Source organism: Verrucomicrobia bacterium S94 (assembly GCA_004299845.1).
Lineage (GTDB): Bacteria > Verrucomicrobiota > Kiritimatiellia > Kiritimatiellales > Pontiellaceae > Pontiella.
In genome coordinates this window covers 3583954-3609154 of the sequence record CP036201.1, presented here as the reverse complement: position 1 = coordinate 3609154, position 25201 = coordinate 3583954, and the positions used below count along the sequence as shown (strand labels likewise).

The window sequence follows — 25201 nt, the reverse complement described above, 5'->3', positions numbered from 1 at the left end:
GACATTTTCACCGCCCATGCACCGACGTTCACTCCTCCAAACGAAGCACGCCGCGCTTAAATCCAATAGCGACCGCATCCGTGCGATCAACCGCGCCCAGTTTTTCGCGCAGGTTCTGAATATGCACTTTAACGGTACCCAGAGAGATCCCCAGAATCTCGGCAATTTCTTTATTGCTGTTTCCGCCCGCCAGAAATTCCAGTACTTCCAGTTCGCGCGGCGTTAATTCCTCCTGCTCTTTCCGCTGCGCCAGTTTCTGTGCAATCCGTGCCGGGAAATAGGTTCCGCCCTTCATTACCGTATGAATCGCCTCCACAATACCTTCAACTTCACCGGCTTTTTTTGTGAGATAACCACTGACGCCCGCCTGAACCGCCCGCCAGATATCCTCTTCAGAATCAAAAACGGAAAGCATGATGACCTTTGTTTCAGGAAACTCTGCAAGCATCTTACGGGTACATTCCACCCCGTCCTCCCCGGACATCTGATAATCCATCGTTACAACCTTCGGCCGAAACTTCCGGACCAGCTCCAGTGCCTCAATACTGTTTGCGGCGGCTCCGACCGGTTTAAGTCCGCCCTCCTGGGAAATGATTTCCTTCATTCCCATGCGGAGCAGAAAGTTATCGTCCACCACCAGAACGCTTATCTCTTCATCCATGATCAGCCATCTCCATTCAAACCATCTGCCGGCAGCTCAAGACAAATCAGCGTACCTTCCCCGACCTGACTCCTGATTTCCAATCTTCCATTCAGTTTACCGATACGCTCCTGCATACCCAGCAGACCGAAATGCCCAGGCTTCGGCGGCGTATTCACATCAAAACCACAACCGTCATCCCGGATGAAAATCTGCAGTTTTTCCATGGACTGATAATCCAGCACCACTTCAATGACGCCCGGAGAAGCATGCCGCGCGGCATTGCTCACCGCCTCTTTCAACAGCTGCAATAGACTGCGCTCAACCGACTGTTTCAACCGCCGGGATTCTCCTCGCACCGCAATGTCCAATGAAGCCCCGCACTCCTCGACCAGGGGCATCAGCGTTTCCTCCGCGGCAGAAATAAAATCCATACGTTCCAGCAGACCGCCCCGCAGATCCAGAATGGAAGAACGTACTTCCGAACTGCAGTGCGTAATCATTTTTAAAATCACCTCAATGGAACGTTTATATTTATTTGCCTCCTCCTTCGCTTCTTCCGCCATTCGGTCCGGATCGGCGCCGTCCCTCTTCATCGACTCAAGGCGCTGTTTCAGACTGTTTTCCACCAGTTTCATTAAACCTTTCAGCTGCAGAACCATCCCTGCCAGCCCCTGCTCCAGATTATCATGCAGTTCCCGCGCAATTCGCTGCCGTTCGTTCAATATTGTTTCCCGCTCTACCTGATCCCTGATGATCCGGGTCTGCCGCGCAACCGTATTCCGCAGCACCACCACCCAGACCAGAAACAGCAGTGATAATCCAGTGGCGGTTCCCGCTATCCACAACACCCGCGTTGTCGTCCACCACGGCGGCGGATTCAGTACCGTAACATCAGAACCGTCACGGAGCTGCAGCCACAGGGTATTAATATTACCCCGCATTCGCCAGCGCTCGGCAGGAGCAATGACCAAATGACAGATTCCGCTGAGACGCAGCGTTGAACCGATCGACCATTCACGCCGCACATCCTCCCCTTCCGGCAACCGGGCTTCAACCAGATATTTTCCGGCCCGGCATAACAGCGTTACCCGCTCGGAAGAACGGTCACCTTTTGCATTGAACGATTTCCCGATATCCACCAGCTGCACATCCAGCGTAATGAGCTCATAATTCAGTTTGGCCTCAATCTCCCGGCCCAGCACAACCGGCAGAGTCGCAACCGGCTCATGCCGCCTCTCAATCAGCTGTACCTCCCGGGCCAGAAAAGCGGGTCCCAGCGGCTCCGGAGCCACCAGACCGGATAACCTGATCCGATCCCCTTCTTCAACATCTGCCGGCTCTAAAATTGACGCTTTAAGACTCGTTCGTTCCCCGCGCAGGAAAATCTCGGACCCGGTCGCATGCGTCACCGTTCCATAAGTTGATACAGTATCTTTATAGTTTGCACCATTTCGCAATAGCTCATGGATAGGCACAAGTTTTTGCTCACCATCGCCTTCCGGTTCGCGATCAATTGTGACCCCCTCCAGCGAACTGACAAAAAACAGACGGCCGGTAAACTGCCCCTCGTCATTATACAGTGTTCCGGCCACCGCATTAAACCGCACCTGCCGATACATAACCTCCGGCAGCCGTTTCCGGTTTTCCGGACTGTCAACAAGCTGAACCAGCAGCCGCACCCCGTTCATGTCCAGTTCCAGCATGATGATGGAATATTCAGGAATCGTTTTACTGGAAATAAAACGTCCCCGAAGAATCACCCAGTCGCAATCGATATCAGTACTGTATACCTGATGCGGAAAAAAATGATGGGCCTCCATCAGAGGCTTCTCTTCGAGAAACGTAATCTCCTCCGCCAGAATCGAAGGTGAAAAACCACCTTTTGCAGTTATTCCCGAAACACGGATCCAATGCCCCGCCCGATAATCGGAAAACGGAAGCTTCCCCTTAGGATTCTGAACATACGCTCCCTTTTTCCCATCATGAAGAAAAAGTCCGGCCGACAGCGGATGAACCCAAAGCACCTGCCCCTCAACCGATACCGGTCTTCCCAATGCAGCCTTTTCCCGGGGAAGAGCGCGCAACTGCGTAAGCGTCTCAATGGCAGTAGCCCGGCACAGTTCGACAGCCCCGAAAACGGCGGACAGAATAAATACAAAACGAAAGAACCGACAACGAATGATACTCATGTATTCAGGCTATACCGTTCTGTTTACCGAAACAAGAATCCGCTCCTTTTTAACCTGAATTCAGACTCCGCTTCTGCCGACCAGCATACACGCATTCGAAATGGCAAAGCCGCAACCGGTTTATTTCCAATCCTGCCAGAACCGCTCGGCCGCATCTGCTGAGAGCGCTCCGGGAGCTATAAGAATACGATATTTCAAAGCAAGCGTTTCCCCGGCTTTTATCGTATGCGGACCATCGTGAATCACAGCCGGACTGAAATACGGCATTTTCGTGGAAACAAACCACTTTGCCGGAAAATTCAGATTGTCCGGATGGTCCATGAAAAGCAGCGTACCGCCATCCGCAACGGAAAACCATTCCCACGCAGCCGCAGCACGGCGGGTATCCATGCCCTTCAGACCATCGCGATTCTCAAAAGTGCCTTCGGCTCCGACCGTTTTATTCATACGGACAGAAAGTCCGGCATACCCTCCATGCGCCTTGCCTTCCGGCTCCCCGGGAAGCGGCGTACGGTCAAGCACAACATCCTGTTCCAGTGCCTGAAAACGGCTGGACCAATCGATAGTATAAACACCCTGCTCATCCGGAGCAGAAACTTCGATGACCCGAAGTTCGGTCATAACCGGTGCGGCATCTTTTCCCGGAGCATATTCCAGAGATTGCGTAATCTGTGTATCGTTTGACGCGGTTATTTTTTTCGTTGTGGAGAGAAGCCGGGTATACCCTTCTCGCGGTTCGTGCGTATGATAAACCTCCTCCCAGTAATTAACTCCATTGATGAGCTTCCACGAAAACCAGAGCCCTCGATGCCACGGATGATCTTTCGGGCGCAGGTCGGTGAACTGCGTACCGTCTGTCGACGAAAGCGGATGGAAATAAGGTTTTCCTTCCGACGGGTCATAGTGATACGTCCACAGAACCTTTCCCTCGAGTTTCGCGGAAAGGGAATGAGGACCCTCCTCAATTTTCACCCCGCCCAGAGCGGCGATGGAACTCAGCAATGCTAAGAGTACTGTTTTCTTCATTAGATCATCAACCTATCATAAGGAGCACGCATTTCACGGTGCATCATTTTCCGGGCGGCATCGCTACCGATCACCGTTTCCTTCTCTGCATCCCATTGCACAATTTCGCCGGTACGAATGCCGATATCGCCCATATGGGAAATGATGTCGGACCGAATGGCCGAATCCAGACTGGAAACCGGCGTTTCGCGCGAAAGTACACAATCCACAAAATTTCCTTTATGATCTTTGCTGACCGGCAGCCTGCGCGGTCCCGGATTTTTTGCCGTTCGGCGAATCGCTTCTGCCGAAGCCTTGAAACCTTCCCGGGCTACCGCAACCCACCCCTTGGTTCCGACAAACTGCGTACAATTATAGAACTGCGCAAGTTGATCCATATCCGGATTCTTTTTCACCCGCTTGGCAGTATCGGTATCCATGAAAAACAGTTGGGTTCCATCCTTATACCGTGCTTCCATATCCCAGTGATACGCCGTATTAAAAAGATCATTATAATTAATGGATCCGGTGGTTTTATACTCAAACGGAATCCCCAGATCTTCTTCATCGGCCCACCACTGAAGCTGATCCAGCGGATGTGCCCCCCACCCGCCAAGAAATCCGATCGAATAATCATAAATATGCCAGGATCCACGTTTGTTCATGCAGCGGTCCTTGCTGTACGGACGAACCGGAGCCGGCCCCGTCCACAATTCATAATCAAAATCCTTCGGCACCGGCGCTTCAGTCGGATCCCCGCCATGCTGTCCCCCCGGGGCCCAGACATAAATTTCCTTCACATCGCCAATATGCCCATTCAGCACAATCTCCACTCCCATGCGCAGAGCCTGCATTGAACGCTGCTGTGTCCCGTATTGAAAAACGCGGCCGTATTCCTTTTCAATCCGCCTCGCCGCCAGATTCTGCTCAATGCTGATACCCAGTGGTTTTTCACACAATACGTCTTTACCGGCTTTAGCCGCCGCCATGGCCATCGGCACATGCCAGTGATCCGGCGTGGCAATATTAACCGCATCGATATCCTCGCGGGCCAGCAGTTCCCGGTAATCGCTGTACCGGTCTTTCTGTGCCACTTTCCAGACATTCGACCGGGCATCAAGCATCCCTTTTTTAGGATCGCAGGCCGCCACAATCTGTGCCTTCGGCACATAAAGATATTCACCGCAGGAATTGCCGCGACCGCCGCAGGCAATTACCCCGATATTCACTTTATTGCTCGGAGCCTGTTCCCCGAATACAGTTGAAGGAACAATGGCCGGGAACCCCGCCGCCGTCCCCAGAAGAGCTGAGGATTTCAGAAAATTTTTACGTGTTGTTCTCATACAATTTATCTCCTTATCCAATCCAGCCGCGCAGGCGTTCAATGGATGTTTTTATGTTTTCTTCGCCGGCAATTTCCAGCGTAGTGGCCCCGTCAAAACCAATTGATTTTAATTCATCGACAATTGCAGGGATGTCAATCACACCGTCGCCCAGCGGAATAACCGCCATACCGCAGCCGAATTCTTTTCCGCGTTTTTCCACCCACTCTTCCGGCATATCTTTCCAGTGCACATGCTGGATACGGGTTCCGAACCGTTTGATAAAATCAAGCGGTTCCGCGCCGCCGAGCCAGCTGTTGCCCGTATCGAGACAGATTCCAACGGAATCTTCATGCCCCAGTTTATCCAGCAGCTTTTCCATCTGATCAACATTGTCGGTCACAATACCATGCGGCTCAATCAGCAGTTTAACCCCCAGTTCCTCTGCCCACTGAATCGGAACATGCAGGCGTTCAGTGATCGCAAAAATGCGTTCTTCCGGTGTGAGATTGTGGCCGAATTCCGTTTTCGGATCACCTTCCGTGGTAATGACATGATTAATGCCGCATTCAGCGGCAAGACGAACCGCTTTGATGATCTGGTGCGTGGAATAAATATCCGGCGAAACAGGATCCAGCAGATTGGCGTGAGCACAGAAAGCCGTCAGTTCAATCCCCGCATCGGCAGCCATCTGTCTGATTTTCGCCGGGTGTGAATCCAGGCTCAGGCTTTCGGCAAAACCGTATTCCACTCCCAGACTTCCGCCGTCGTGGCTGTCGGTGACGTCCGCATAATCAACGCCCATTTCCTTAATCCGTTTCAACTGTTCCGCTACCGGCAGAAACGGTTGTACAAGTGCAAAGCATCCAATCTTCATCTCAAGCTCCTTTTCCAATGATTGGAAGAAGCTAGCACAATGATCGAGCACCGTCGTTCCGATCCCTGCATTGAAGGATATTGAACATTTAACACGTTGCACATCCAGGTCATTTGTCATATAAATAATGTCAGATGACAGGAGATCCTGATGAAAGAACCTGTAATATATCCAACTGCAGAAAAAAACCGCGCCCTGATGGTCGAAGAACCTGCAGCTCTTTTCGGCCGGGTGGACAGCCGCGAACAGGTGATCCGTAAAATTAAAAAAGGCCTGCCGGCAGCCAGTTTTGAAAAGCTGCGCGCTGAATTCGGAGTAACCGCCGCCGAGCTGGCGGCCACGCTGAATATCAATATGCGCACCCTCGCCCGCCGGAAACAGAGCGGCCGGCTGAATGTGGATGAGTCTGAACGGGTTTACCGCCTCGCGCGTCTCTTCCAGATCGGGCTGAATCTTTTCCAGGATCCGGAACTGACGCGCCGCTGGTTTGCCGCACCGAAAGCAATTTTCGGCGGGCTGACCCCGCTCAATTATGCGGACACCGAACCCGGTGCCCAGGAAGTTGAAAAACAGTTGCGCCGCATCGGCCACGGCGTCTTTTATTAAGCGGAAATTTCTATGCTGATCTGCTGGCGACTGGTTCATTCGGCCTATCTGGCCGACGCGTTCAGCGGCGAAGGCGCCCGGCTCGCCGGCGGCCGCTGGAACTCCGAGGGCTTTGCCGTAATTTACACGGCCGAATCGCTGTCTCTCTCCCTCCTCGAAATCATCGTTCACCTTGAATTCAAGGAAACGCTGAACCTTTATAAAGCCATCCCAATCCGGGTTCCTGAGAAAAAAATCGAAGCCATCGATACTGCTGCACTGCCCCCCGACTGGAACAGCCCGCTTCCCCATCCGGCCACCCTGCTTTCGGGCAACAACTGGCTGCGAAACCAAAGTTCGCCGGCGCTTCGGGTTCCGAGTGCCATCGTCCCCATTGAGTCCAATATCCTGCTGAACCCGGTGCATCCGGATTTCCAATCTCTGGAAATCGGCGAGCCCGTAGACCTTCCGGTCGATCCGCGGGTATTGGACAAACTGAAATAAGCGGGTATAAAAAGACTATGACGCAACAATATGCCCCAATCTATCGGGAGCAGGGAAAGACCTATCATGCCGACTCCTGCGATCCCCTGATCGACGCTGTGCACAACGGCGAACTTGAACTGGCAGCACTGGGCCGCGGCAACTATCCCGGCGAACCGATTCCCGGATCTATTCTTCCCGGATTACGCTCCCTGGGCTACTGGGATGCCAAACAGCAGCAGAACTGGGGCCTCCCCTGGCACCGGAATGAAGGCATCGAACTCAGTTTTCTCGAAACCGGTTCCATGCCGTTCTGTGTGGATAACAAAGAACTCATCCTTACTCCCGGCGATTTCTCCATTACCCGCCCCTGGCAGCCGCACCGGCTCGGAAACCCGAACATCGGCATCGGAAAACTCCACTGGATCATTATCGATGTCGGCGTCCGGCAGCCGCATCAGGAATGGAAATGGCCGGATTGGCTGGTGATTCTGCCGGACGACCTTGCGGAACTGACCGCCTGTCTGCGTGAAAACGAACAGCCCGTCTGGAATGCCGGCAACGAAATTCGCGACTGTTTCCGGCAGATCGGCACCACCACCCGCGACCGGAAAAGCCTATCCCGTCTGGCCGTCTATACCAACGAACTGCTGCTCCACCTGCTGGATCTCTTCCGCGACCAGAACGTGTCCCGAACCAAATCACTCACTGATGCTCAGCGCAGTGTTGAACTGTTTCTGGAATCGCTGAAAGCCAGCTATGCCGATGAATGGACGCTGGAATCGATGGCGGAAAGCTGCGGGCTCGGTGTTACACGATTTGTGCACTATTGCAGACAGCTTACCAATCTGACGCCGCAGCAGTATCTCAATCAGCTCCGGCTCGACGCTGCGGCGCAACTGCTGAAAACAGATAAAAGCGTTACCGATATCGCCATGGAATGCGGCTTCTCCACCAGCCAGTATTTTGCAACCGCCTTTAAAAAACAGTATGGAAAAACCCCGCGCGAATTCCGGAAATCCGGTTAATCCGAAGTATCGGAATGATCCTCTTCTGAGGTCACAATATCAGACAGCTGCGGCACGGCTTCCGTCGCCCGCGCGGCATCCTTTTTACGCCGCTTAATGAATTCCTTCGCGAGATTACGATAAGCGGCCGAACCGACGCAGTGCGGATCGTATTCTATGACCGGTTTGCCGAAACTGGGCGCTTCAGAAAGGCGAACATTTCTCGGAATAAGTGTTTCAAAAACCCGATCGCCGAAATGTTTCACCACTTCCTGAACCACCTGCTGTGAAAGGTTGGTGCTGACATTATACATCGTCATCAGAATGCCGCTGATATGCAGATTCGGGTTCCCGGCTTCGGAAATCTGATTTACGATATCGACCATCACACCCAGCCCTTCGAGCGCGAGGTATTCACACTGAATCGGAATAATGACTTCGTGAGCGATATTCAGCGCATTCATAAACAGAATGCCCAGCGATGGCGGACAGTCCATGATGATATAATCATACGTTCCGCTCTCTATCACCGGAGCCAGTGCTTTCTGCAGACGGTGCAGATAATCCTCTTCCCGGGCAATGGCGATTTCCGCACCCGCCAGATCCAGCTCGGAAGGAATGATGTCGAGGTTTTTGATGCCGGTTTCCTGAATCAGGCTCATTCCGTCGGTCTCTCCCAGAAGAGCGGGAAAAATACTGGCCCCCGCACTCTTTTCCAAACCGAGGCCGCTCGTGGCATTCGCCTGCGGATCAAGATCGATCAACAGCACCTTTTTACGTTTTTCCGCCAGACAGGCTGAAAAGTTGATCGCCGTGGTGGTTTTCCCCACGCCCCCCTTCTGGTTTGCCAGTGCAACAACAGTCGTTTTCATAAATCGGAGTCCATTTCGGTTTAAAATCAGAAGGGTTTAAAGTAGCTCATAGGCCAGTACGCTTAAACCAAAAATTGCGGCGGTTTCCGTCCGCAGTATCCGCTCGCCGAAAGAAACCGGAACCGCTCCGGCATCGACGGCCGCCTGCACTTCAGTTTCTGTAAAATCCCCCTCGGGACCGATCAGCAGGGCAACGCGCGATTTCCCTGCCACCGGGACTTCCCGGAAAGGCTTTGCCCCTTCATACAGCGAACCGATCAGTACGAGATCATAGTGCCCAAGAGCCGGAAGAACCGACTCATATGCCGCCAGCGGCCGAAGATCCGGCAGCCAGCGTACTTCGCACTGCTGCGCCGCATTGAGCACAATTTTATTCCACCGATCCTGCTTTTTCGGGTTGGGGCGAAAGGCGGTGTGTTTCGTCAATACGGGCTGAATTGTCGTTGCGCCCAGCTCCACCGCCTTCTGCAGTACCAGTTCCCAACGGTCAGGTTTCGGAACCGCCTGAATCAGATCAATTCCGATTTCAGGTTCCGGCACCTTCCTCCGGCTGGAAATACGGACTTCGACGGCTGTTTTTGAAACCGTTTCAATCAGGCCTTCGGCAACACCGCCCTGCCCGTCAAACAGCGTTATTTCCTGTCCGGGAAGCACCCGGAGTACACGGGCAAGATGATGCGATTCCTCCGGAGAAAGAAGCGCGATCTCCTTCTCCAGTTCCGCCGCATCAACTAATGAATTTATCCGCATTTTTTCGGACTCGATAACGGGTAACACCGAATGCGGAAGCCCCGGTTGATCCAGTTATCGCATCAACACTTATTCAGATTCGAGTTTGCGCTTACGCTCGTAGAATTTTTCCGCGAGTTTTTTCATGCGGATCGTCTCTTCGAAATGATTATCGTGCAGTTGTTCCACCAACTGCTGCATCGCCTTTTTCTCTTTGCCGGAGAGGCGGGTCGGCACCTCGATTTTAACCTGCACATGCTGGTCGCCCTTGCCGTGTCCGTGTGCAGCATCCTGCACGCCCTGGCCGCGCAGACGGAAAATTTTTCCGCTTTCGGTACCTGCCGGAATTTTCAGTTTGGCTCCGCCATGAATGGTCGGAACCTGGATTTCACCGCCAAGCATGGCAATATGGAACGGCACCGGAACTTCGCAATAAATATCAAGATCGCTGCGTTTGAACAGTTCATGATCGCGGACGTGAAAAACAATGAACAGATCGCCCGCCGGACCGCCGCGTGCGCCGGCTTCGCCTTTACCGGGCAGGCGCTGGCGGGAGCCGGATTCTATACCCGCAGGAATACGCAATTTGATGGTTTTCCGCTCTTTTATACTACCTGTTCCGTTACAGGCCGAACAGGGATGGGAAATGATTTCGCCGGCCCCGCCGCAGGTCGGGCAGGTCTGCGAAAACTGGATAAACCCGCCGCCCGACGAAACCTGGCCGCGCCCGCCGCAGGTCGGGCAGGTGGTTTTTGAGGTTCCCGGTTCCGCTCCACTGCCGGAACATTTTCTACAGGTTTCCGACACCGGAAGGGTCAGCGTTCGATGCGAACCAAGGGCCGCCTCTTCAAAATCAACATCAAGATCATACCGCAGGTCGGAACCGCGTGCCGGACCGCTGGAACGCCGGCGGCCACCGCCCCCGCCACCAAAGAGGTCATTAATGTTGAAACCGCCGCCGAACACCTGCTCGAAAATATCCGAAGCATCGTGAAAACCGCCGCCAAAACCGTTGCCGAAACCGCCGCCGCCCGGAGCAAAGGCCTGATGACCGAACTGGTCATACCGCGCTTTTTTATCCGCATCGGTCAGCACTTCATAGGCCTCGGACGCCTCCTTAAACTTTTCTTCGGCCTCTTTATCGCCCGGATTACGGTCCGGGTGATACTTCATGGCCACTTTTCGATAGGCTTTTTTGATTTCATCGGCCGTGGCATTTTTTGAAACACCCAGCACTTCATAATAATCCCGTTTTTCAGCCATCAATTATTCCTCACCTTCTTTGGCTTCGGCAGGCCCCGAAGAGACGACAACCTGTGCGGCACGCAACAGTTTGTCGCCGAACATATAGCCGCGGCGGACCTGTTCGGAGCAGATTCCCTCCGCATATTTTTCCGACGGCATATGAGTGAGTGCCTCGTGTTTATGGGGGTCAAATTCCTGCCCTACCGCATCAATCGGCTCGAGATTAAATTTTTTCAGAACGTTCCGGAACTGGTCATAGACCATTTTAAATCCATCCACCACCGCCTTGTCGGCATCGTGCTTTTCAGCCGTCTTCAGGCCCATTTCGTAATGGTCGAGTACCGGCAGAATTTCCAGCAGCAGATCTTCGTTGGCACGCTGATAAAGTTCGACCCGTTCGCGCTGCGTCCGGTTCCGGAAATTGGCAAAATCAGCCTGAAGACGCACAAACTGGTCGCGTAGGGATTCGTCCTCCTCTTCCTCGACCTCAGGAGCCGTTTCCTCGTCTTCAATAACTTCAGTATCCGGAAGCTCTTCCACTTCTTCAGCCGTCTCTTCAACCGCCTCTTCAGCAGTTTCTTCAACCGCCTCTTCAGCAATCGCTTCTTCTGCCTTAAGCTCTTCTTCCTGAATCTTTTCTTTTTTAGCCATAGTCAAAATCCTTTCCCGCAGAAGGCGGGGTCTGTTTGATTTCCAGAGCTTGGAAAAATACGCGAAACCCAAGAACTGTCAACAGGTCAATGCAGGACAAATCGGGCTGTTTCGAACACCTTTCAAGCCTATGCCGGAACAGATCGGAACCGGCTGCACATACTGCCCCTTACTAAAATGTCATCCCGATAGACACCGTATAGCCCTGCTGATAGAAATCCGTTGCCTTCGAGGAATCGCTGAAATCATACCCGGTAATCCGATACCCGACCCGCAGATCAAACGACTGACCGAACTGATACATCAGCTGCAGGCCGGCATCATAGATAAATTCAGAATCGCTCAGATAAGTTCCTCCCATCATCAACGGAATATAGAGATAGAAATTACTGAACAGCTCCTGCTTCATCCGTAACATCACCACTGCATCGTAAAGTGTTTCACTGTCACTGGATTTGGTGCCGCCAATGGTCAGCGTATTATCCATATCCAGCGACTGAAGCCCGACCAGCAGGTCAAAAGTCGAACTACCGCTTCCCAGCGGATATCCGATGGCGAGACACCACGTATTTTCGCTGGATTCCAGCGACCCCGGAGTCCCGCCTACAGTGACATCCGATACAATCCCGTCATAATATTCGTAAGAACCCAGCAGCACTATCGAGCTGTCGCGCAGCGTAAGTTCTCCCGAATAACCAAAATCCAGATCGTCAAAATAGTTCATGGAATCCCGATGAATCTTTGCTTTCTGACCATCCACCATCACCGCACCCCGCATCCAGCCGGCCCATCCGGACAGCGTCAGATCCATCGATTCATCGTTCTTCACTGCTTTTGCAGAACAGAGAGCCAAACCCGTGAGAGCTGCGAGAAAAAACTTCATCTTATACATATTTACCATCCTTCTGCGTTATCGCTTCGAAAATATATCACACTGCGCACCGGTTGAGAATAAACAGGACTGCGGTCCAGATTGCAATGGCCCCGACCGCAATGCCGAAAACCGGCCATCCGCCCCATAGCGCCAGCAGCGGAATAGCGGTCCCCGTCCAGAGCCCGCCGCCCATAAACGGTTCATGCAGCAGCTGTTTGGCGGCAAACGCCTCCGCAGCTTCGGTTTCATAATCCGGATCCACCACGCGCAGTAACAGCAGACCGGTCGCGGTCACCCCCATCGACTGCCCCATTTCGGCAATTCCGCGCTCAAACCAGGCATCCTTAAACGCCCGGCGCGCAACAACCGTGAGCATCAGTACGTTCCAGCCGATGCCCGCCAGAATTAAAACCACAATCGGAACCCACTGCTGAGCCACCACCTCAATACGGATCGTCGCAATTGCCGCAACCACCAGAAAATCGAGCGCACAGTTCTGAATGCGCAGCATCAGTCCCTCGTCCATATGTTCGTGCGGATCCAGCCGGTCCGCGAGCAACTGAACCACCACGCCGCCGAGCATACAGAGCGGAAAAAGCGGGAAACTCTCAAAAATCTTTTTCCCGGTATCCGGAAGCCCCCGCGAAGCCAGAATCATGCCTTCCTTCATCAGCCAGCCCAGCAGAATCGCCGCCCCCACAAACACAAGATGCAGCGAAAGCGAGCCGATAACATCAGAGGAAACACTGATTTTTCCGGCAGCCGGTCGATGTTCATGCGGAATCAGACCGGAATAATCTTCAATATCGACACCCGGCCGCACTTTACGCTCCACATAGCCTTTGCGCACCGCCCAGTTCACCAGACCCATTCCGACAATAATAGCCCCCATAATTCCGCCGGTAGCGGCGGCAAGCGCATAATCCTTCATTTCCGGAAAACCGAGTTCATCGAAAACCGGCCCCATACCGCCGGCGGTTCCGTGACCGCCCTCAAAACCGACCGGCATAATCCCGGCAAAAATATCCGGAAGATTAAAAAACGGTTTAAACAGCAGCAGAACAAAAAAGCACCCGACGGCATACTGTCCCCACGCCACAATCTGACCGTAGGCCAGCTGCCGGCTGGAACTTTTCCAGACTCTCGCAACCGGCGGCAGTGCAGTGCCTAGAAAAAGACAGGCAAATACAATATTGATCAGCTGGCCGGGCAGTTTATTCCAGCCCGCTGAAACCTCGGCAGGCACGTCCAGCGTCTGAAAAATAAGCAGCCCCAGCAGCCCGGCAATGACGCTGGCCGGCAGATAAAGCTTCTGCAGCAGCACAATCCGGCGGCGGATCCAGTACCCCAGACCGAGGAGCAGGCATAAACATCCAAATGATAACAAAGCAAATCTCCGGTCTTCCAGGCTGCAAGCTTACCGCTGTCAGCTCACAGCAAATTTAGAACATTACGTCGAGCATCAGCGAACCCATATGCTCCTCATAGTCATCGCTGAAGCGGCCGTTGTAACCGATGCCGATTTCCATATATTCTGTACTGCGCCAGCTCAGGCCCAGCCCGATATTGAACAGATCCTCTTCCGGTTTGATGGCCGCCTGGGTAACCGGGGCGGTATTCAGACCGAGGACATCGTTGACCTGCTGCATCTCCGTTGCGATTTCATCCTGTACAAAATCATGCGTCCATTCAGCATAACCGGTGGTCTGAAAGCGGCCGATGGAGGTGTCGAACCGGTGACGCGCTTTAAGCCCAAGCGCTGATTCAACCAGGGTGCGGCTCATTCCGTCGACCTTCAGCTGTTCGTTATTATCAACCGTGCTGGTTTCAGTGTGGTCGTCCGTATCCATGAACAGGGCGTGCAGCCCAATGTACGGTGCAATCGCCAGATTTTTATAATACATGTACTGCCCTACATCCACATAACCGCCGAAGTTGTCACCCCGATAGGATGCCGTTCCCCGGTAGTCACGGTCGTCGTCGTTTTCAACCCGAATGGAGTCATAGTTGGATCGGCCGTAGGCCAGCAGTGTATCGACATAAAGCCCGCTTTTACCTACCCATTCTCCGTAGGCGCCGAACCAGTAGGTTTCCGTATCGAGATAATCCGTATTCGTGGTCTCCGCATCACCGCGCGCATAGGTGTAGTTGAAGCCTACGGTGAGATCCTCGCCCACCAGCCGATCAGCCCCCAGCGTGGTACCGCTCTGATTCAGCGTGTAACCGTCGGACAGCCCATGGGCATCATAATCACCCTGACCGTTGAAATACTGCGCCCACACGTGCATATCAAAAATTGTATTATCCGCCCCGGGCCCCTGCGGACCAGCCGGGGCATTCGTATTCGTCATCAGAAATGCATCGTGCGGTATGGCGTGCGCCGTCGAAACCAGGTTGCGGCGCAGCTGCTTTGTACGGGTGAACACCGCGTTTTTCATGCCGTTGAATCCGGCGCGGATTGATTCGCTTCCGGCATAGTCGAGCGATGAACTGAACGAATCCGCCGTATTTGTCATCTGCACGACAACATCATTCCCGACTTTTACCAGCGATGCATCAAACAGCAGCATGTGGTTCGTGAGGTTGGTTTCCGCAAAATCACCACTCAGTCCAACGTCAGACGAAAGAATTACCATCTCAGAATTCGTTACACTCGCCACGGTAATATCCGCAATCAGGCCGTCGAGCGTCACATTCTGTGCAAAATGAAGCAGGTCGTGACCATATACTCCGAGAATATCCGCTTTATACGTGGTATTGGATGCACTGAAGCTGCCATTCATCACCAGCGTTCCGGCCGTATCAATCAGACGGTATTCCCCACCAGACAATGCTGTGGTGCCCAGATTCGAACTTGGGCGGATGGTGCCGTTGGTCATACTGAACGAATTAAAGTCATTCGTTCCGTAACCATAGAACTCAGTACCACTAAGCGTCAGCGAGTCAAACCCGGAATACTGATCCGCCGTCGAAGACCCAAGCAGACCGAAAATGCCGCCATCCACCTTTACCTGATTCGATCCGGTACCGGCAAACGATACTCCGGACGAAACCGTATAACCCAGTGATCCATCCTCATCAATGGCCATATTACCATTCTCCAGTGTGAGCAGGGCATTGGCATCCGTAAGTTCAATCTCTCCGGTTCCGGTAAGGGCGGCATTGCTGTAAACCGTAAAGTCTCCGCCGACAAAATTGGTCCCATCGCTCAAGACCATCCGGTTTCCACCGAAAACGAAAACATCGCCGTCCACCGTCAGCTCCGCCTGATTCTGAAGATAGAAAATATTGCCTGAGCTGTTGGTATCCGCAGCACCGACCCAAAGGTCCCCTCCGATGTTCATCGTGGTATTGGAGCCGTCGAGCAGCACATAGTTCCCCGTCGAATTGGTCCCTCCGAGATAAACCGAACCGAGCAGGTTCACGGAACCCTGATCAGAAATTTCCATATAGTTCTCATCGGTATCCGCACCGATAATAACATCTGTTCCATTCAGAACGCCGCCATCCACGATAACCGCACTGGATCCGCCGTTGCTGACCGATCCCCCGATGGTGATATTTCCCGCATTCAGCTCACCGGTATCCCGTACGGTCAGTTTACTGTTTCCGTCCACACCCACAATCAGATCCGCCCCGCCGGTATCCCAAAGCCCGTTGGTTCCGAGAATCAGGTTCTGTTCTTTATCCAGAAAATAATCCGAACGCGTCAGCGTTCCGTCCACCTGAACGGTGGAGTTGGTGGAATACCAGTCAAATCCGTTTCCTGCCAAAACATCCATATTCAGGTTAGTGCTGATCCGGAAGATTCCGTTCTCCTGCAGGTCCAGTTCACTGCCGGCCGCAATCTTCAGATCACCGACCCGCATATCGCCGCCGTCCATAATCGTAACGATACCGGTATTCACTCCCTGACCGATAAAGAGCGTATCGTCAATCTCCACCCGGCCATCCCCCAGCGTCATGGTCGCTCCGTCACTTGAGGCCACCAGAACACCGGCTTCGTTGGTCGTGGTATCCCCGACGAACACCTGGGCACCGTCACGGACATAGAGATAATTATCATTCCCGCCGGTTGCGGTCAGATTGGTTCCGTCGACCCAATAGGCTCCGATATACAGATCACCGCCCTGCACCTCCCACAGCGTATCGGCATCGGAAACCACGACACTGTTTCCTTCGGACCCACTGCCCCAGCCGATATAGGCATCGTTATGCACCATGGTTGTTTTGTTGGAAATAGCGACTGTTTCTCCGCTCTGATTCAACCCCACCACCAGATGGTCAGCGCTGTTGTCATCCCAGGTCCCGTTTTCAAGCGTAAGACTGCGCCCGCCGCCTACAGAAACCGCACTGTTCGTGGAGCCGTTGAACACCAGGTTTGTGCTATCCAGTCCCGTAATTTCACCATCGATCAGCGCCAGATTACCGCCGCTGTTCCAGTTGATGTTTTCAACAGCCGACCAATCAAAAAGATTCGTGGTCAGTGCCAGCGTACCGCCGGAATTGATATTAAATGCATTACCATCTTCAAAATCTACACCGGTTGCCGAAACCTTCCCTCCGGAAGCCACGGAAACACTGTTGTTTGTTCCTTCCGCATAAAGAGACCCTGCATTTTCCCAATGCGAATCAGTACCGGAAATCACCACGGCATTGTTTGTTCCGGAAAGCAATCCGTTCGTCGTCGTCAGCGTACCGCCATCCAGCACCTGCACCGTATTGCTTATGCCCGAAATCACCGTGCTGTCCGCCAGGGCCCAGTCACCGCCGTTGAGATTCAGCGTCCGCTGCGTACCGTCCAGACCGTTCGTTTTACTCAGGGTCCCACCGACACCGAGCGTCGTATAGTCCTCCCAGACAAACTTTGAACTGTCGTTGCCGTAAATAAAATCGCCTTCCACCAGAAAAGCGCCGTATTCCTGAAGTTCAATCTGACTGCCGTCTTCAATTTCAACCGTTCCTACGCCGACCGAACTTCCGTTTGCAATAGTCACCGCACCGGTTCCCCCTCCGGCGGTTCCTACAAACAGCCCACCGTCAACACTGACCACAGCACTGTTATCCAGCTCCAGCGTCGCTCCGGAGGAATGCGCAACAATCAGACCGCCGTTGGTCGTGCCGGCAACATCGTTCGTGCCCGCATCCCCGACAAATGTCCAGGCCCCGTCAAAAACCCCCAGCGCATTGCCGGTTCCTGCATTGACCCCGATCTGCAGGCCGCCCTCGCTGAAGCTCAGTGAAGAGCCTTCGCCGGAAACAATAATGGAGTTATCCTCCGCATCACTGCCCGAACCGATCACCCCGTTATCCGCCAGCACGGTGCCGCCGTTCAGAATCTGCAGATCGCTGTTGGAGCCGAAGTCACCGACCGTCAGATCCGTACCGGAGACATCCATATCGGCATCATTCAGCGTCAGATCCCGCTCATCGTGAAGATAGGTGGCCCCATTGGTGTCGGTAAGTCCGGTCAGCGTTCCATTGGTCAGATAAAGATGTCCCCCCGTATTCCAATTGAATCCACTGGTCGAAACATTAAAATCGGAACGCAGCAAAAGCACGCCGGAATTGTTCAGGTTAAAAACATTATCCCCACTCAGCTGCAGGCTGTCGGCGAGTACCTGTCCGCCGCTACTGACCGATACGGCATTGCCGGAACCCGAATCCAGATACAGCGTCCCGTTATTATTCCAGACACTGTCGTCGGTTACCGCGACTGCATTATCCTCCGAATTCACTCCGACATAGGCATTGGAGTTCTCCACATAGGAATCATTATCAATCAGCAGCAGATTACCGTCCCCTTCACCGCCCACAATCATATCGCCATTCACCAGCAGGCCCGAACCGTCGAGATCGACCCTGTTTTCATCGGCTCCGGCATCACGACCGATCACCACTTCGCTGCTGTTCGACACCACATAACCCGTATTGATGTACAGAGTATTTCCGCCCGAAGTACCGCCAACGATCAGATCAGCACCTCCGTTATCCCAGTCGCTGACCACCTGTATGGTCTGGCCATCTTCAATGACATTGGTGTACTGCGCCAGCACAACCCCGCTGCAAATTACTGACAGACCCAAAATCTTCAAAACGCGCATCATTCAAAAACTCCTGTTTCCAATGGTTGGAAAAATAGGCGCAAAGATTACAGGAAAGCACCTTTTGCCGAAAGGATTTAGAAAAGGAGATTCACCCCGCCAGCCCTCTATTCCGCCACCGCATAACCAAACTCCACCAGCAGTTTCCGGTACAGTGCCCGACGGTCTGCAGCCCTGATCCATTCTTCGAGCTGTGGAATCTCCGTAATCTGCTCCCGCGCACGCATATTTTCATAGGCCTCCAGCATCGCCTCGAATGCCTCCACTTCCCCGCCGCTCTCCAGATCCTCCGGCAGCACCGCCCGAAGCATTCCCGCAAAATACGCCGTCGTCAGGAAATCGGCATTCTTCGGTTTCCGGTAACGCTCCTGCGGCCAGACAAAAAAAGCATCATAAAAACATAATTCGTCCATGGTCTGGATTTTTTCATAAACCCGCTGTGCCGCCGTCTGCCCCGGATAACCCGCCGGATCATCAATCGCAATTTCGCAGGCCGCCAGCAGCAGCTCCTTTTCCGCAGGCTCTGCAATCAGCAGCAGAACCAGCTCTTTCAGCAGTTGGTCCGCCGTAACCCGTGCCCGTTGATTTTCCGCCACATCGAAACCGAATTCCACCTTCACAAAATGGTTGTGACTGCCCGTAATATAAACCGACTGAATACGCGGAACCGTTTCCCTGCCGATTCCGGCATCCCGGTTTTCCATAAACTGGAAGACTCGATTAGCAAACTGCAGCGGCGATTTTTTCGGCACCACGGTTCCTCCCCGATTCCTCACCTTGGAAATCCGGCCTTCTTCAACCTGGCGCTGCAGGTCGGTCTCCACGGCTTCCAACATCATGCTCACCCCGTCACTCCGGTAGCCATCGGGAATCGCTGACCGGCCCATATTAAGCAATGAAACCGCACAGCGGAATGATCCGTTTGTATACACCACCGAATACCCGAGATTATCGTTTTCATATTTCGCAAACGCGGCATAGGACATCCCGGCGATCTGCTGCGGGAAAATCAGCTCTTTATCGAAATCAACAAAAACCGCACCGGCCCAAACGCCAGGTGAAAAAAGCAGCCCGGCCAAAAGAAACGTCCATTTCATATTCATCCCCCTGGTTGGGGCAACATCCTAGCGACTTTCAGTTGGAATTCAATCCAACGCACCAGTAAGTTCCCGCCATGAAAAATTATGATGTAATCGTGGTGGGCGGCGGACCCGCCGGAATGATCGCGGCCGGGCATGCCGCGGAATACGGCAGAAATGTCCTGCTGCTGGAAAAGAACCCGGCTCCCGGAAAAAAACTCGAACTCAGCGGCGGCGGACGCTGCAACATCACCAACGGCGAATTCGACCACCGCGAATTTCTCGCCAACTACGGCGAATACGCCAAATTTCTATTCTCCCCCTTCTCCCGCTTTTCCGCACACGACACCTTTGAATTTTTTGAAAACCTCGGCCTGCCGCTCTATATTTCCGAAGATCGCAAACGCGCCTTTCCGGAAACCGACAATGCCGCCGACGTTACACGAGCGCTGCGGAAATACATGGCGGAATTTGGCGTGGAATGCCGCTTCAGCAGCACCGTAAAAGGTCTGCTGACCGAAAACGAAAAGGTCTGCGGCGTTCAGACCCACGAAGGTCCGATCCGCAGCGAAAGTATCATTCTCGCCACCGGAGGAACGGCGTATCCCGAAACCGGCTCCACCGGCGAAGCGTTTCAATGGCTGAAAAATATCGGACACACCATCATCAAAGCCACACCCGATATCGTTCCGCTCAAAGTGAAGGAACAATGGGTGAAAGATCTCTCCGGAACGGCCCTCGAACCCATGCGCATCACGTTTACCGCCAGAGACGGAACCGCTTTTTTCCGTGAAGGGAAACTCCTCTTCACCCATTTCGGTCTCTCCGGCCCGCTGATTCTCAACAGTGCCCACAACGTCAAAAAACTGCTGAAACAAGGCCCCGTCGCCGCCACCATCGATCTTTTCCCGAAACGGGAGATTCATGAAATCGATCGGCTGATTCTCGAAGTCTTCGACAATAACAAAAACAAAATCATCCGCAATGTCACCAAACTGCTGGTCCCGACCGGGATGGCCAAAACGCTGAATACCCATCTGCCCGTTGAACTTCTCGAAAAAAAGGTGAATATTGTCACGCAGGAGGAACGTAAACACCTGGCCCGCACCATTAAAGGGCTACCGCTCACCATCACCGCCACCATGGGATACGACTGGGCCGTCGTCTGCGACGGCGGAATTCCGCTGGAAGAGGTTGACACCCGGACCATGGCCTCCCGCCTGCATCCCAACGTTTTCATTACCGGCGATATGCTCAATATCAGCCGCCCCTCCGGCGGCTTCTCACTTCAGCTCTGCTGGACCACCGGATTCGTAGCCGGCGAAAATGCATAGGCTGAACCCGGATTCGTATTCTTTCAGATCGTTCTTCCAATCCTTGAAAACAGGCATACAATTCCGAGTGTTCAACCGGGAGAGAGAAATGCCTTTTAATATCGAATACGATACCGATGAAGATATCATTGTATCCACATTCATCGGCGAGATCACCATGACAGTAGTCAAAGAATACCTTGCCGCGCTACTGCCTGTTCTTGAAGAAACCCGGTGCCGAAAACTCCTGAGCGACTCCCGGAACGGAGAGCTCAAACTTTCCTCCATCGATATCCTGAATTTCCCGAAAATAGCGAAAGCCTCGCCGCTGACGGAAAACCTGAAACGCGCGGTACTGACCAAACCGGGGATGAGCGGCTATGAACTTTACGAATCCATCAGCATGACCCACGGCCAGAATGTGAAACTTTTTAAAACCCGCGCCGAAGCCATCGCCTGGCTGCAGGCGGATCATTAGCGCCTGATCCCGGCGAGGACGCCGCCGTCGGCAAACATCACATCAACCTTCGCAGTAATCTCCGGATTTTCAATCAGCGGCGGAGCATGGTGCGGCTTGAGGCGTGCGTCGATAATCAGCGGTCCGGTGCAGCCCCAGTGTTTATAACGCGTTTCCGCACCGACGCCGTAAATATCCCGGGCCGGATTCGACCGCGTAAACGTGACCCACAGAAAATTACCGAAGTCCTTCGCCACAAATTCCGGATCGTCGCAAAGCACCACCAGCGGAAAATCATGAACAGAAATACGGCCATCCAGATGTTTGACAAAGGTCTCCGGCTCGAATGTTGAAGCCGCAGCCAGAATACCGGGCGCAACGACCGCGCAGTTTTCCAGATCCGGTTTCTCCGTGGCAAGGCTCCGGAACGCAGTGCCGCTGGCCGCAAAAACCACTTTGGATCCGTGATTCAAAGCATCCCCGGAATAATCGAGCGTATCAATACTGGTTTCCGTATGGAAATGAACATCCCGCTCCCATTTAATCCGTTCGAGCAGATGCCCGAAATAAGCCGGAATATCGTGGATATCCAATTGCGGGTTGTCCGCTTCGTTTACGATGAAAAGATATTTGGCGAGCGACAACTGACCTTTGCCCAGTATCGCATTGGAAATGGTCAGCAGTTCAGATGGACGGATGGTTTTCATGTAGGGCGTGTAACGCTCCTCTCCGATCGCCAGCAGCAGCGGGTGCACGCCGGCGGCATCGACCGCATGCACGGCCTTGAGTCCCGGAAGTTCGGAAGGAATCGCAACGCCGGTCATATCATGAATCACCTCTCCGAACGTCGTATCCTCCTGCGGCGGGCGGCCGACCACCGTGAACGGCCAGACAGCATCTTTGCGGTGAAAAACCTCTTCCACTTCCAGACAGGGAAAATCGTGCTTCAGACTGTAATAGCCCAGATGATCGCCGAACGGACCTTCAGGTTTTGTGCCGTTGATGGTGCCGATAATGCAGAAATCAGCGTCGGCCGAAACGGTCCAGTCTTTATAGCGCGTATACCGATAACGGCGCCCGGCCAGCAATCCCGCAAACGCCACTTCGGGCATGCCTTCGGGCAGCGGCATTACTGCGGAAAAAGTCATGGCCGGCGGGCCGCCGATAAAGATGGCCACACGGAACGGCTTATTCTGATCCAGATGCAGTTTCTGATGAACGCCGATACCGCGATGAATCTGGTAGTGCAGACCGATCTCTTTGTCGATTTCAAATACATTACCGCTCAGCTGAATGCGGTACATGCCGAGATTGCTCTTCAGCGGTTTTCCGGGATGGTCCGGATGCTCGGAATAGACCTGCGGCAATGTGATGAACGGTCCCCCGTCGTCCGGCCAGCTGACAATCGGCGGCAGATCGCTGATTTTCGCCCGGCATTCAAAAACCGGGGCAGCGCTCGGAGAGACCTTTTTCGGCAGCGCATTAAGTCCGGAGAGTCCGGCCTTGAGCGCCTTTCCCGGATGTTTCAACAGCGAAGCGGGATCCGCTTTGGCCGCAACCATGGCGGCCACATTATCATAGGTATCTTTAAAAATAAGCCGCGCGCGTTCCGGCGTTCCGAACAGATTGGAGACACAGGGAAATCTGCAGCCCTTCACCTTTTCAAAGAGGATGGCCGGCCCCTTTTCGGCATAAACGCGGCGCTGAATTTCCGCCATTTCAAGATAAGGATCCACCTCGTCTTTAATCCGGAAAAGCTGCCCTGCGTTTTCCAGGGCCTGAATACATTCGTTTGTACTTTGATAACCCATCCGAACAGTCTTTGTTTTCCGGCCCGTTTCCGCAAGCCGATTCCGCTGCAATCCGCTCGTTGACAGATCTGCCGCGGAGCGTAGAATATGAATGAAGGAGATGATTAATATGTCATTCAATCAAACCAGAGAAATTCTGGATCATGCACAGAACTTTCACCGCCGATTAATTCGTTTTTATCTTTCGCTCAGAGATTCCGCGACGGATGAGATTACGCTGAAGCTCATTGACGACCTCGTGGAACATGAAAAACAGCTGGAGCATCGTCTTGCAGATTATGAAGACGACGCGACTTCGGACACCATGGATACGTTTTTCAAATATATGATCGCCACCACCGATCAGACCTTTGAAAACTATTTCATTCCCGAACGGGTTGATGTCGATTATGTCATTAAAGCCGCACGCGATTTTGATGAACATCTGACGCGGTTCTACGACGTCATGACAAAGCGAGCAGCTTCGGCTCATGTGAGAGAAATGCTGGAAAACCTCCGGCAGTTGGAACAGCGCGAGCAGCTCGCGCTGAGTAAACTGATGGTGACCCTGCAGGAAGCCTAATCGGTATCCGGTTCCGCCTTTCCGGCGGCTTTCTCACGATGGTGCGCCGCGAGGAGATCATCAAGTTTGCATCCGGTGAGCTCGGTCAGGGTATCGAACAGTTTATTCATGACCAGAAACATCACCACCATACAGAGAATCAACACCACGATGTGACTCATTCCCGTCATTTTTCCAAGCTCCGCCGTATAGGCTTCCGTCCCCGGCTCACTCTTAAGCATGACAATGGCCAGACCATAGTTCAGCACCGCAGAAAGGAAAAAGGAGGACGAAAACCCCACCGTCAGCCCTTTCAGTCTTTTTTCAAATTCATCCGTTGTCCCCTTCTCCCTGAGCGCTGAAGTAAGCCGCTCCACATCAAACAGCGATTCGGTCATGAGAATTTTTTTAATCAGCGGAAACGGGGTCCAAAGCGAAATCACAATGGCCAGCCCGATAATCAGCGGAATCACCGCTTCCTTGATGGCAATATACTCCGGCGGCAGTTTCAGAATCCCGAACACGCCGGTCAGCGTTACACTGATGACACCGAGGATCGACATAAAATCCGCCTTGCGGTCACGAATCAGCGTCCGCAGCCCGTAGGCAATCGGAAACGCCAGTCCGACAACGAGCGCCCAGACCGGGCCCAGATATTTCTCTTTGCTCAGCAGACTCAGAATCGCCACGGGAATGACGACATTCACCGCAATACTGATCAGCGGATTCTCGGGTTTTCGTTGCTCGGCCATACATCCTCCGTAAAAAAGAAAACCACTCTACGCAAGCATGCCCGTTAAACAACTGAAATATGTGATCAGGATTCCCGAACCGGGCGCCCTGAGGGAACACGGGCCGGCGGCTTTGGCGGGCTGGTGGGCCCCGCCGCATCCGCCTGCTCTTCCACCACACGGAACCAGCAATGATCGGCCTCCGCGTTTACAGACAGATTCGTAGCGGTCTTAACTGCAGTGATCTGACTGCCTAGATCCGTCCAGCCTCCTTCAACCAGATTGGTCGAGCACTGCAGCTGATATCTATTCCCAATCACCGTCCAGGTTTTCAGCTCCAGTCCGGCCTGCACCGGCTTTACCTCAGTAATCGTGCCGTTCGCCCGCGAAACCGTCGGCTGCCAATACAACGCAACAAAAATTCCCAAAAATACAACGATCGCTTTCATATGCCATTTATCCTTCATTCTGCTCCACATATGGAGAATCAAGGCGTCACCCTTAGCACAACACGAACCAGAAGCTAACGGTACATACGCGGTCTGAATTAGTATTTTTTACTAGCTCTTTTAAGCCCATTTCAACCGTTTCAAGAGCCGGAAACCCTCCCCCTTTTTTAAGGATTAAAATGCAGCCCCTTTAAACAGGGCACATTTTTAAAACACATAATACCATAGCACTTT

At 53.2% G+C, this 25201-nt stretch carries 22 protein-coding genes; 6 read left to right on the top strand and 16 right to left on the bottom strand.

Features of this window, described 5'->3' with window-relative positions:
• Nucleotides 1-28 precede the first annotated feature (28 nt).
• From EGM51_15895 to EGM51_15875, 5 genes are all read right to left on the bottom strand, one after another.
• On the bottom strand, nt 29-661 hold the full coding sequence (locus EGM51_15895) for a response regulator transcription factor (GenBank protein ID QBG48811.1): 633 nt from the start codon (nt 659-661) through the stop codon (nt 29-31).
• 2 nt (nt 662-663) lie between these two features.
• Nucleotides 664-2832, bottom strand: a complete 2169-nt coding sequence (locus EGM51_15890) for a sensor histidine kinase (protein ID QBG48810.1) — start codon at nt 2830-2832, stop codon at nt 664-666.
• Nucleotides 2833-2952: 120 nt separating this feature from the next.
• The gene (locus EGM51_15885) at nt 2953-3858 is read right to left on the bottom strand and encodes a hypothetical protein (GenBank protein ID QBG48809.1); all 906 of its coding nucleotides are present in this window, start codon (nt 3856-3858) and stop codon (nt 2953-2955) included.
• The gene (locus EGM51_15880) at nt 3858-5180 is read right to left on the bottom strand and encodes a Gfo/Idh/MocA family oxidoreductase (protein QBG48808.1); all 1323 of its coding nucleotides are present in this window, start codon (nt 5178-5180) and stop codon (nt 3858-3860) included. Before EGM51_15880 ends, EGM51_15885 begins: the two co-directional genes overlap by 1 nt.
• A gap of 13 nt (nt 5181-5193) precedes the next feature.
• Nucleotides 5194-6036: a sugar phosphate isomerase/epimerase gene (locus EGM51_15875; GenBank protein ID QBG48807.1), complete on the bottom strand. Its 843-nt coding sequence runs from the start codon at nt 6034-6036 to the stop codon at nt 5194-5196.
• Nucleotides 6037-6186: 150 nt separating this feature from the next.
• Between EGM51_15875 and EGM51_15870 the strand changes: the two genes are divergently transcribed.
• Genes EGM51_15870 through EGM51_15860 form a run of 3 tightly spaced genes read left to right on the top strand, consistent with a single transcriptional unit; the run spans nt 6187 to nt 8132 of the window.
• Nucleotides 6187-6642 carry a DUF2384 domain-containing protein gene (locus EGM51_15870; protein QBG48806.1) on the top strand — a complete coding sequence of 152 codons (456 nt, stop codon included), beginning with the start codon at nt 6187-6189 and terminating at the stop codon, nt 6640-6642.
• Nucleotides 6643-6654: 12 nt separating this feature from the next.
• On the top strand, nt 6655-7125 hold the full coding sequence (locus EGM51_15865; protein ID QBG48805.1) for an RES domain-containing protein: 471 nt from the start codon (nt 6655-6657) through the stop codon (nt 7123-7125).
• A 17-nt stretch (nt 7126-7142) separates the two neighbouring features.
• The gene (locus tag EGM51_15860; GenBank protein QBG48804.1) at nt 7143-8132 is read left to right on the top strand and encodes an AraC family transcriptional regulator; all 990 of its coding nucleotides are present in this window, start codon (nt 7143-7145) and stop codon (nt 8130-8132) included.
• On the opposite strand, the gene EGM51_15855 is transcribed toward EGM51_15860, so the two are convergent.
• The 8 genes from EGM51_15855 to EGM51_15820 form a co-directional block, all read right to left on the bottom strand.
• Nucleotides 8129-8983: a ParA family protein gene (locus EGM51_15855; protein QBG48803.1), complete on the bottom strand. Its 855-nt coding sequence runs from the start codon at nt 8981-8983 to the stop codon at nt 8129-8131. The two genes, EGM51_15860 and EGM51_15855, sit on opposite strands and share 4 nt — an antisense overlap.
• Nucleotides 8984-9019: 36 nt before the next feature.
• A complete protein-coding gene (locus tag EGM51_15850; GenBank protein QBG48802.1) occupies nt 9020-9733 on the bottom strand; it encodes a 16S rRNA (uracil(1498)-N(3))-methyltransferase in 714 nt (237 codons plus the stop codon).
• Between the two features lie 69 nt (nt 9734-9802).
• On the bottom strand, nt 9803-10975 hold the full coding sequence (dnaJ, locus tag EGM51_15845; protein ID QBG48801.1) for a molecular chaperone DnaJ: 1173 nt from the start codon (nt 10973-10975) through the stop codon (nt 9803-9805).
• A 3-nt stretch (nt 10976-10978) separates the two neighbouring features.
• Nucleotides 10979-11608, bottom strand: coding sequence for a nucleotide exchange factor GrpE (locus tag EGM51_15840; GenBank protein QBG48800.1), 630 nt, complete (start codon nt 11606-11608; stop codon nt 10979-10981).
• Nucleotides 11609-11780: 172 nt separating this feature from the next.
• Nucleotides 11781-12500, bottom strand: coding sequence for a hypothetical protein (locus tag EGM51_15835; GenBank protein ID QBG48799.1), 720 nt, complete (start codon nt 12498-12500; stop codon nt 11781-11783).
• A 37-nt stretch (nt 12501-12537) separates the two neighbouring features.
• Nucleotides 12538-13890 (bottom strand): sodium:glutamate symporter, encoded by a 1353-nt coding sequence (locus EGM51_15830; protein ID QBG48798.1) that lies wholly within the window; start codon nt 13888-13890, stop codon nt 12538-12540.
• A gap of 34 nt (nt 13891-13924) precedes the next feature.
• A complete protein-coding gene (locus EGM51_15825) occupies nt 13925-18589 on the bottom strand; it encodes an autotransporter outer membrane beta-barrel domain-containing protein (GenBank protein ID QBG48797.1) in 4665 nt (1554 codons plus the stop codon).
• Nucleotides 18590-18693: 104 nt separating this feature from the next.
• Complete coding sequence (locus EGM51_15820; GenBank protein ID QBG48796.1) at nt 18694-19683, bottom strand: hypothetical protein; 990 nt, start codon at nt 19681-19683, stop codon at nt 18694-18696.
• Nucleotides 19684-19760: 77 nt separating this feature from the next.
• Here EGM51_15820 and EGM51_15815 point away from each other — a divergent pair, with 77 nt between their 5' ends.
• Complete coding sequence (locus EGM51_15815) at nt 19761-20999, top strand: aminoacetone oxidase family FAD-binding enzyme (protein QBG48795.1); 1239 nt, start codon at nt 19761-19763, stop codon at nt 20997-20999.
• 88 nt (nt 21000-21087) lie between these two features.
• Complete coding sequence (locus tag EGM51_15810) at nt 21088-21456, top strand: hypothetical protein (protein QBG48794.1); 369 nt, start codon at nt 21088-21090, stop codon at nt 21454-21456.
• Here the strand turns inward: EGM51_15810 and EGM51_15805 are convergent.
• The gene (locus EGM51_15805; protein QBG48793.1) at nt 21453-23246 is read right to left on the bottom strand and encodes a UbiD family decarboxylase; all 1794 of its coding nucleotides are present in this window, start codon (nt 23244-23246) and stop codon (nt 21453-21455) included. The two genes, EGM51_15810 and EGM51_15805, sit on opposite strands and share 4 nt — an antisense overlap.
• A 109-nt stretch (nt 23247-23355) precedes the next feature.
• Here EGM51_15805 and EGM51_15800 point away from each other — a divergent pair, with 109 nt between their 5' ends.
• The gene (locus EGM51_15800; protein ID QBG48792.1) at nt 23356-23808 is read left to right on the top strand and encodes a hypothetical protein; all 453 of its coding nucleotides are present in this window, start codon (nt 23356-23358) and stop codon (nt 23806-23808) included.
• Here EGM51_15800 and EGM51_15795 read toward each other — a convergent pair.
• The gene (locus EGM51_15795; protein ID QBG48791.1) at nt 23805-24539 is read right to left on the bottom strand and encodes an MFS transporter; all 735 of its coding nucleotides are present in this window, start codon (nt 24537-24539) and stop codon (nt 23805-23807) included. The two genes, EGM51_15800 and EGM51_15795, sit on opposite strands and share 4 nt — an antisense overlap.
• Nucleotides 24540-24604: 65 nt before the next feature.
• On the bottom strand, nt 24605-24967 hold the full coding sequence (locus EGM51_15790) for a hypothetical protein (GenBank protein ID QBG48790.1): 363 nt from the start codon (nt 24965-24967) through the stop codon (nt 24605-24607).
• Nucleotides 24968-25201 lie beyond the last annotated feature (234 nt).

Coding starts and splice junctions, on each gene's coding strand:
- EGM51_15890 (QBG48810.1), bottom strand. CDS start 2,832: ATGAGTATCATTCGTTGTCGGTTCTTTCGTTTTGTATTTATTCTGTCC.
- EGM51_15855 (QBG48803.1), bottom strand. CDS start 8,983: ATGAAAACGACTGTTGTTGCACTGGCAAACCAGAAGGGGGGCGTGGGG.
- EGM51_15885 (QBG48809.1), bottom strand. CDS start 3,858: ATGAAGAAAACAGTACTCTTAGCATTGCTGAGTTCCATCGCCGCTCTG.
- EGM51_15820 (QBG48796.1), bottom strand. CDS start 19,683: ATGAAATGGACGTTTCTTTTGGCCGGGCTGCTTTTTTCACCTGGCGTT.
- EGM51_15795 (QBG48791.1), bottom strand. CDS start 24,539: ATGGCCGAGCAACGAAAACCCGAGAATCCGCTGATCAGTATTGCGGTG.
- EGM51_15840 (QBG48800.1), bottom strand. CDS start 11,608: ATGGCTAAAAAAGAAAAGATTCAGGAAGAAGAGCTTAAGGCAGAAGAA.
- EGM51_15810 (QBG48794.1), top strand. CDS start 21,088: ATGCCTTTTAATATCGAATACGATACCGATGAAGATATCATTGTATCC.
- EGM51_15875 (QBG48807.1), bottom strand. CDS start 6,036: ATGAAGATTGGATGCTTTGCACTTGTACAACCGTTTCTGCCGGTAGCG.
- EGM51_15895 (QBG48811.1), bottom strand. CDS start 661: ATGGATGAAGAGATAAGCGTTCTGGTGGTGGACGATAACTTTCTGCTC.
- EGM51_15865 (QBG48805.1), top strand. CDS start 6,655: ATGCTGATCTGCTGGCGACTGGTTCATTCGGCCTATCTGGCCGACGCG.
- EGM51_15835 (QBG48799.1), bottom strand. CDS start 12,500: ATGTATAAGATGAAGTTTTTTCTCGCAGCTCTCACGGGTTTGGCTCTC.
- EGM51_15815 (QBG48795.1), top strand. CDS start 19,761: ATGAAAAATTATGATGTAATCGTGGTGGGCGGCGGACCCGCCGGAATG.
- EGM51_15860 (QBG48804.1), top strand. CDS start 7,143: ATGACGCAACAATATGCCCCAATCTATCGGGAGCAGGGAAAGACCTAT.
- EGM51_15800 (QBG48792.1), top strand. CDS start 23,356: ATGTCATTCAATCAAACCAGAGAAATTCTGGATCATGCACAGAACTTT.
- EGM51_15850 (QBG48802.1), bottom strand. CDS start 9,733: ATGCGGATAAATTCATTAGTTGATGCGGCGGAACTGGAGAAGGAGATC.
- EGM51_15825 (QBG48797.1), bottom strand. CDS start 18,589: ATGATGCGCGTTTTGAAGATTTTGGGTCTGTCAGTAATTTGCAGCGGG.
- EGM51_15805 (QBG48793.1), bottom strand. CDS start 23,246: ATGGGTTATCAAAGTACAAACGAATGTATTCAGGCCCTGGAAAACGCA.
- EGM51_15790 (QBG48790.1), bottom strand. CDS start 24,967: ATGAAAGCGATCGTTGTATTTTTGGGAATTTTTGTTGCGTTGTATTGG.
- EGM51_15870 (QBG48806.1), top strand. CDS start 6,187: ATGAAAGAACCTGTAATATATCCAACTGCAGAAAAAAACCGCGCCCTG.
- EGM51_15880 (QBG48808.1), bottom strand. CDS start 5,180: ATGAGAACAACACGTAAAAATTTTCTGAAATCCTCAGCTCTTCTGGGG.
- dnaJ (QBG48801.1), bottom strand. CDS start 10,975: ATGGCTGAAAAACGGGATTATTATGAAGTGCTGGGTGTTTCAAAAAAT.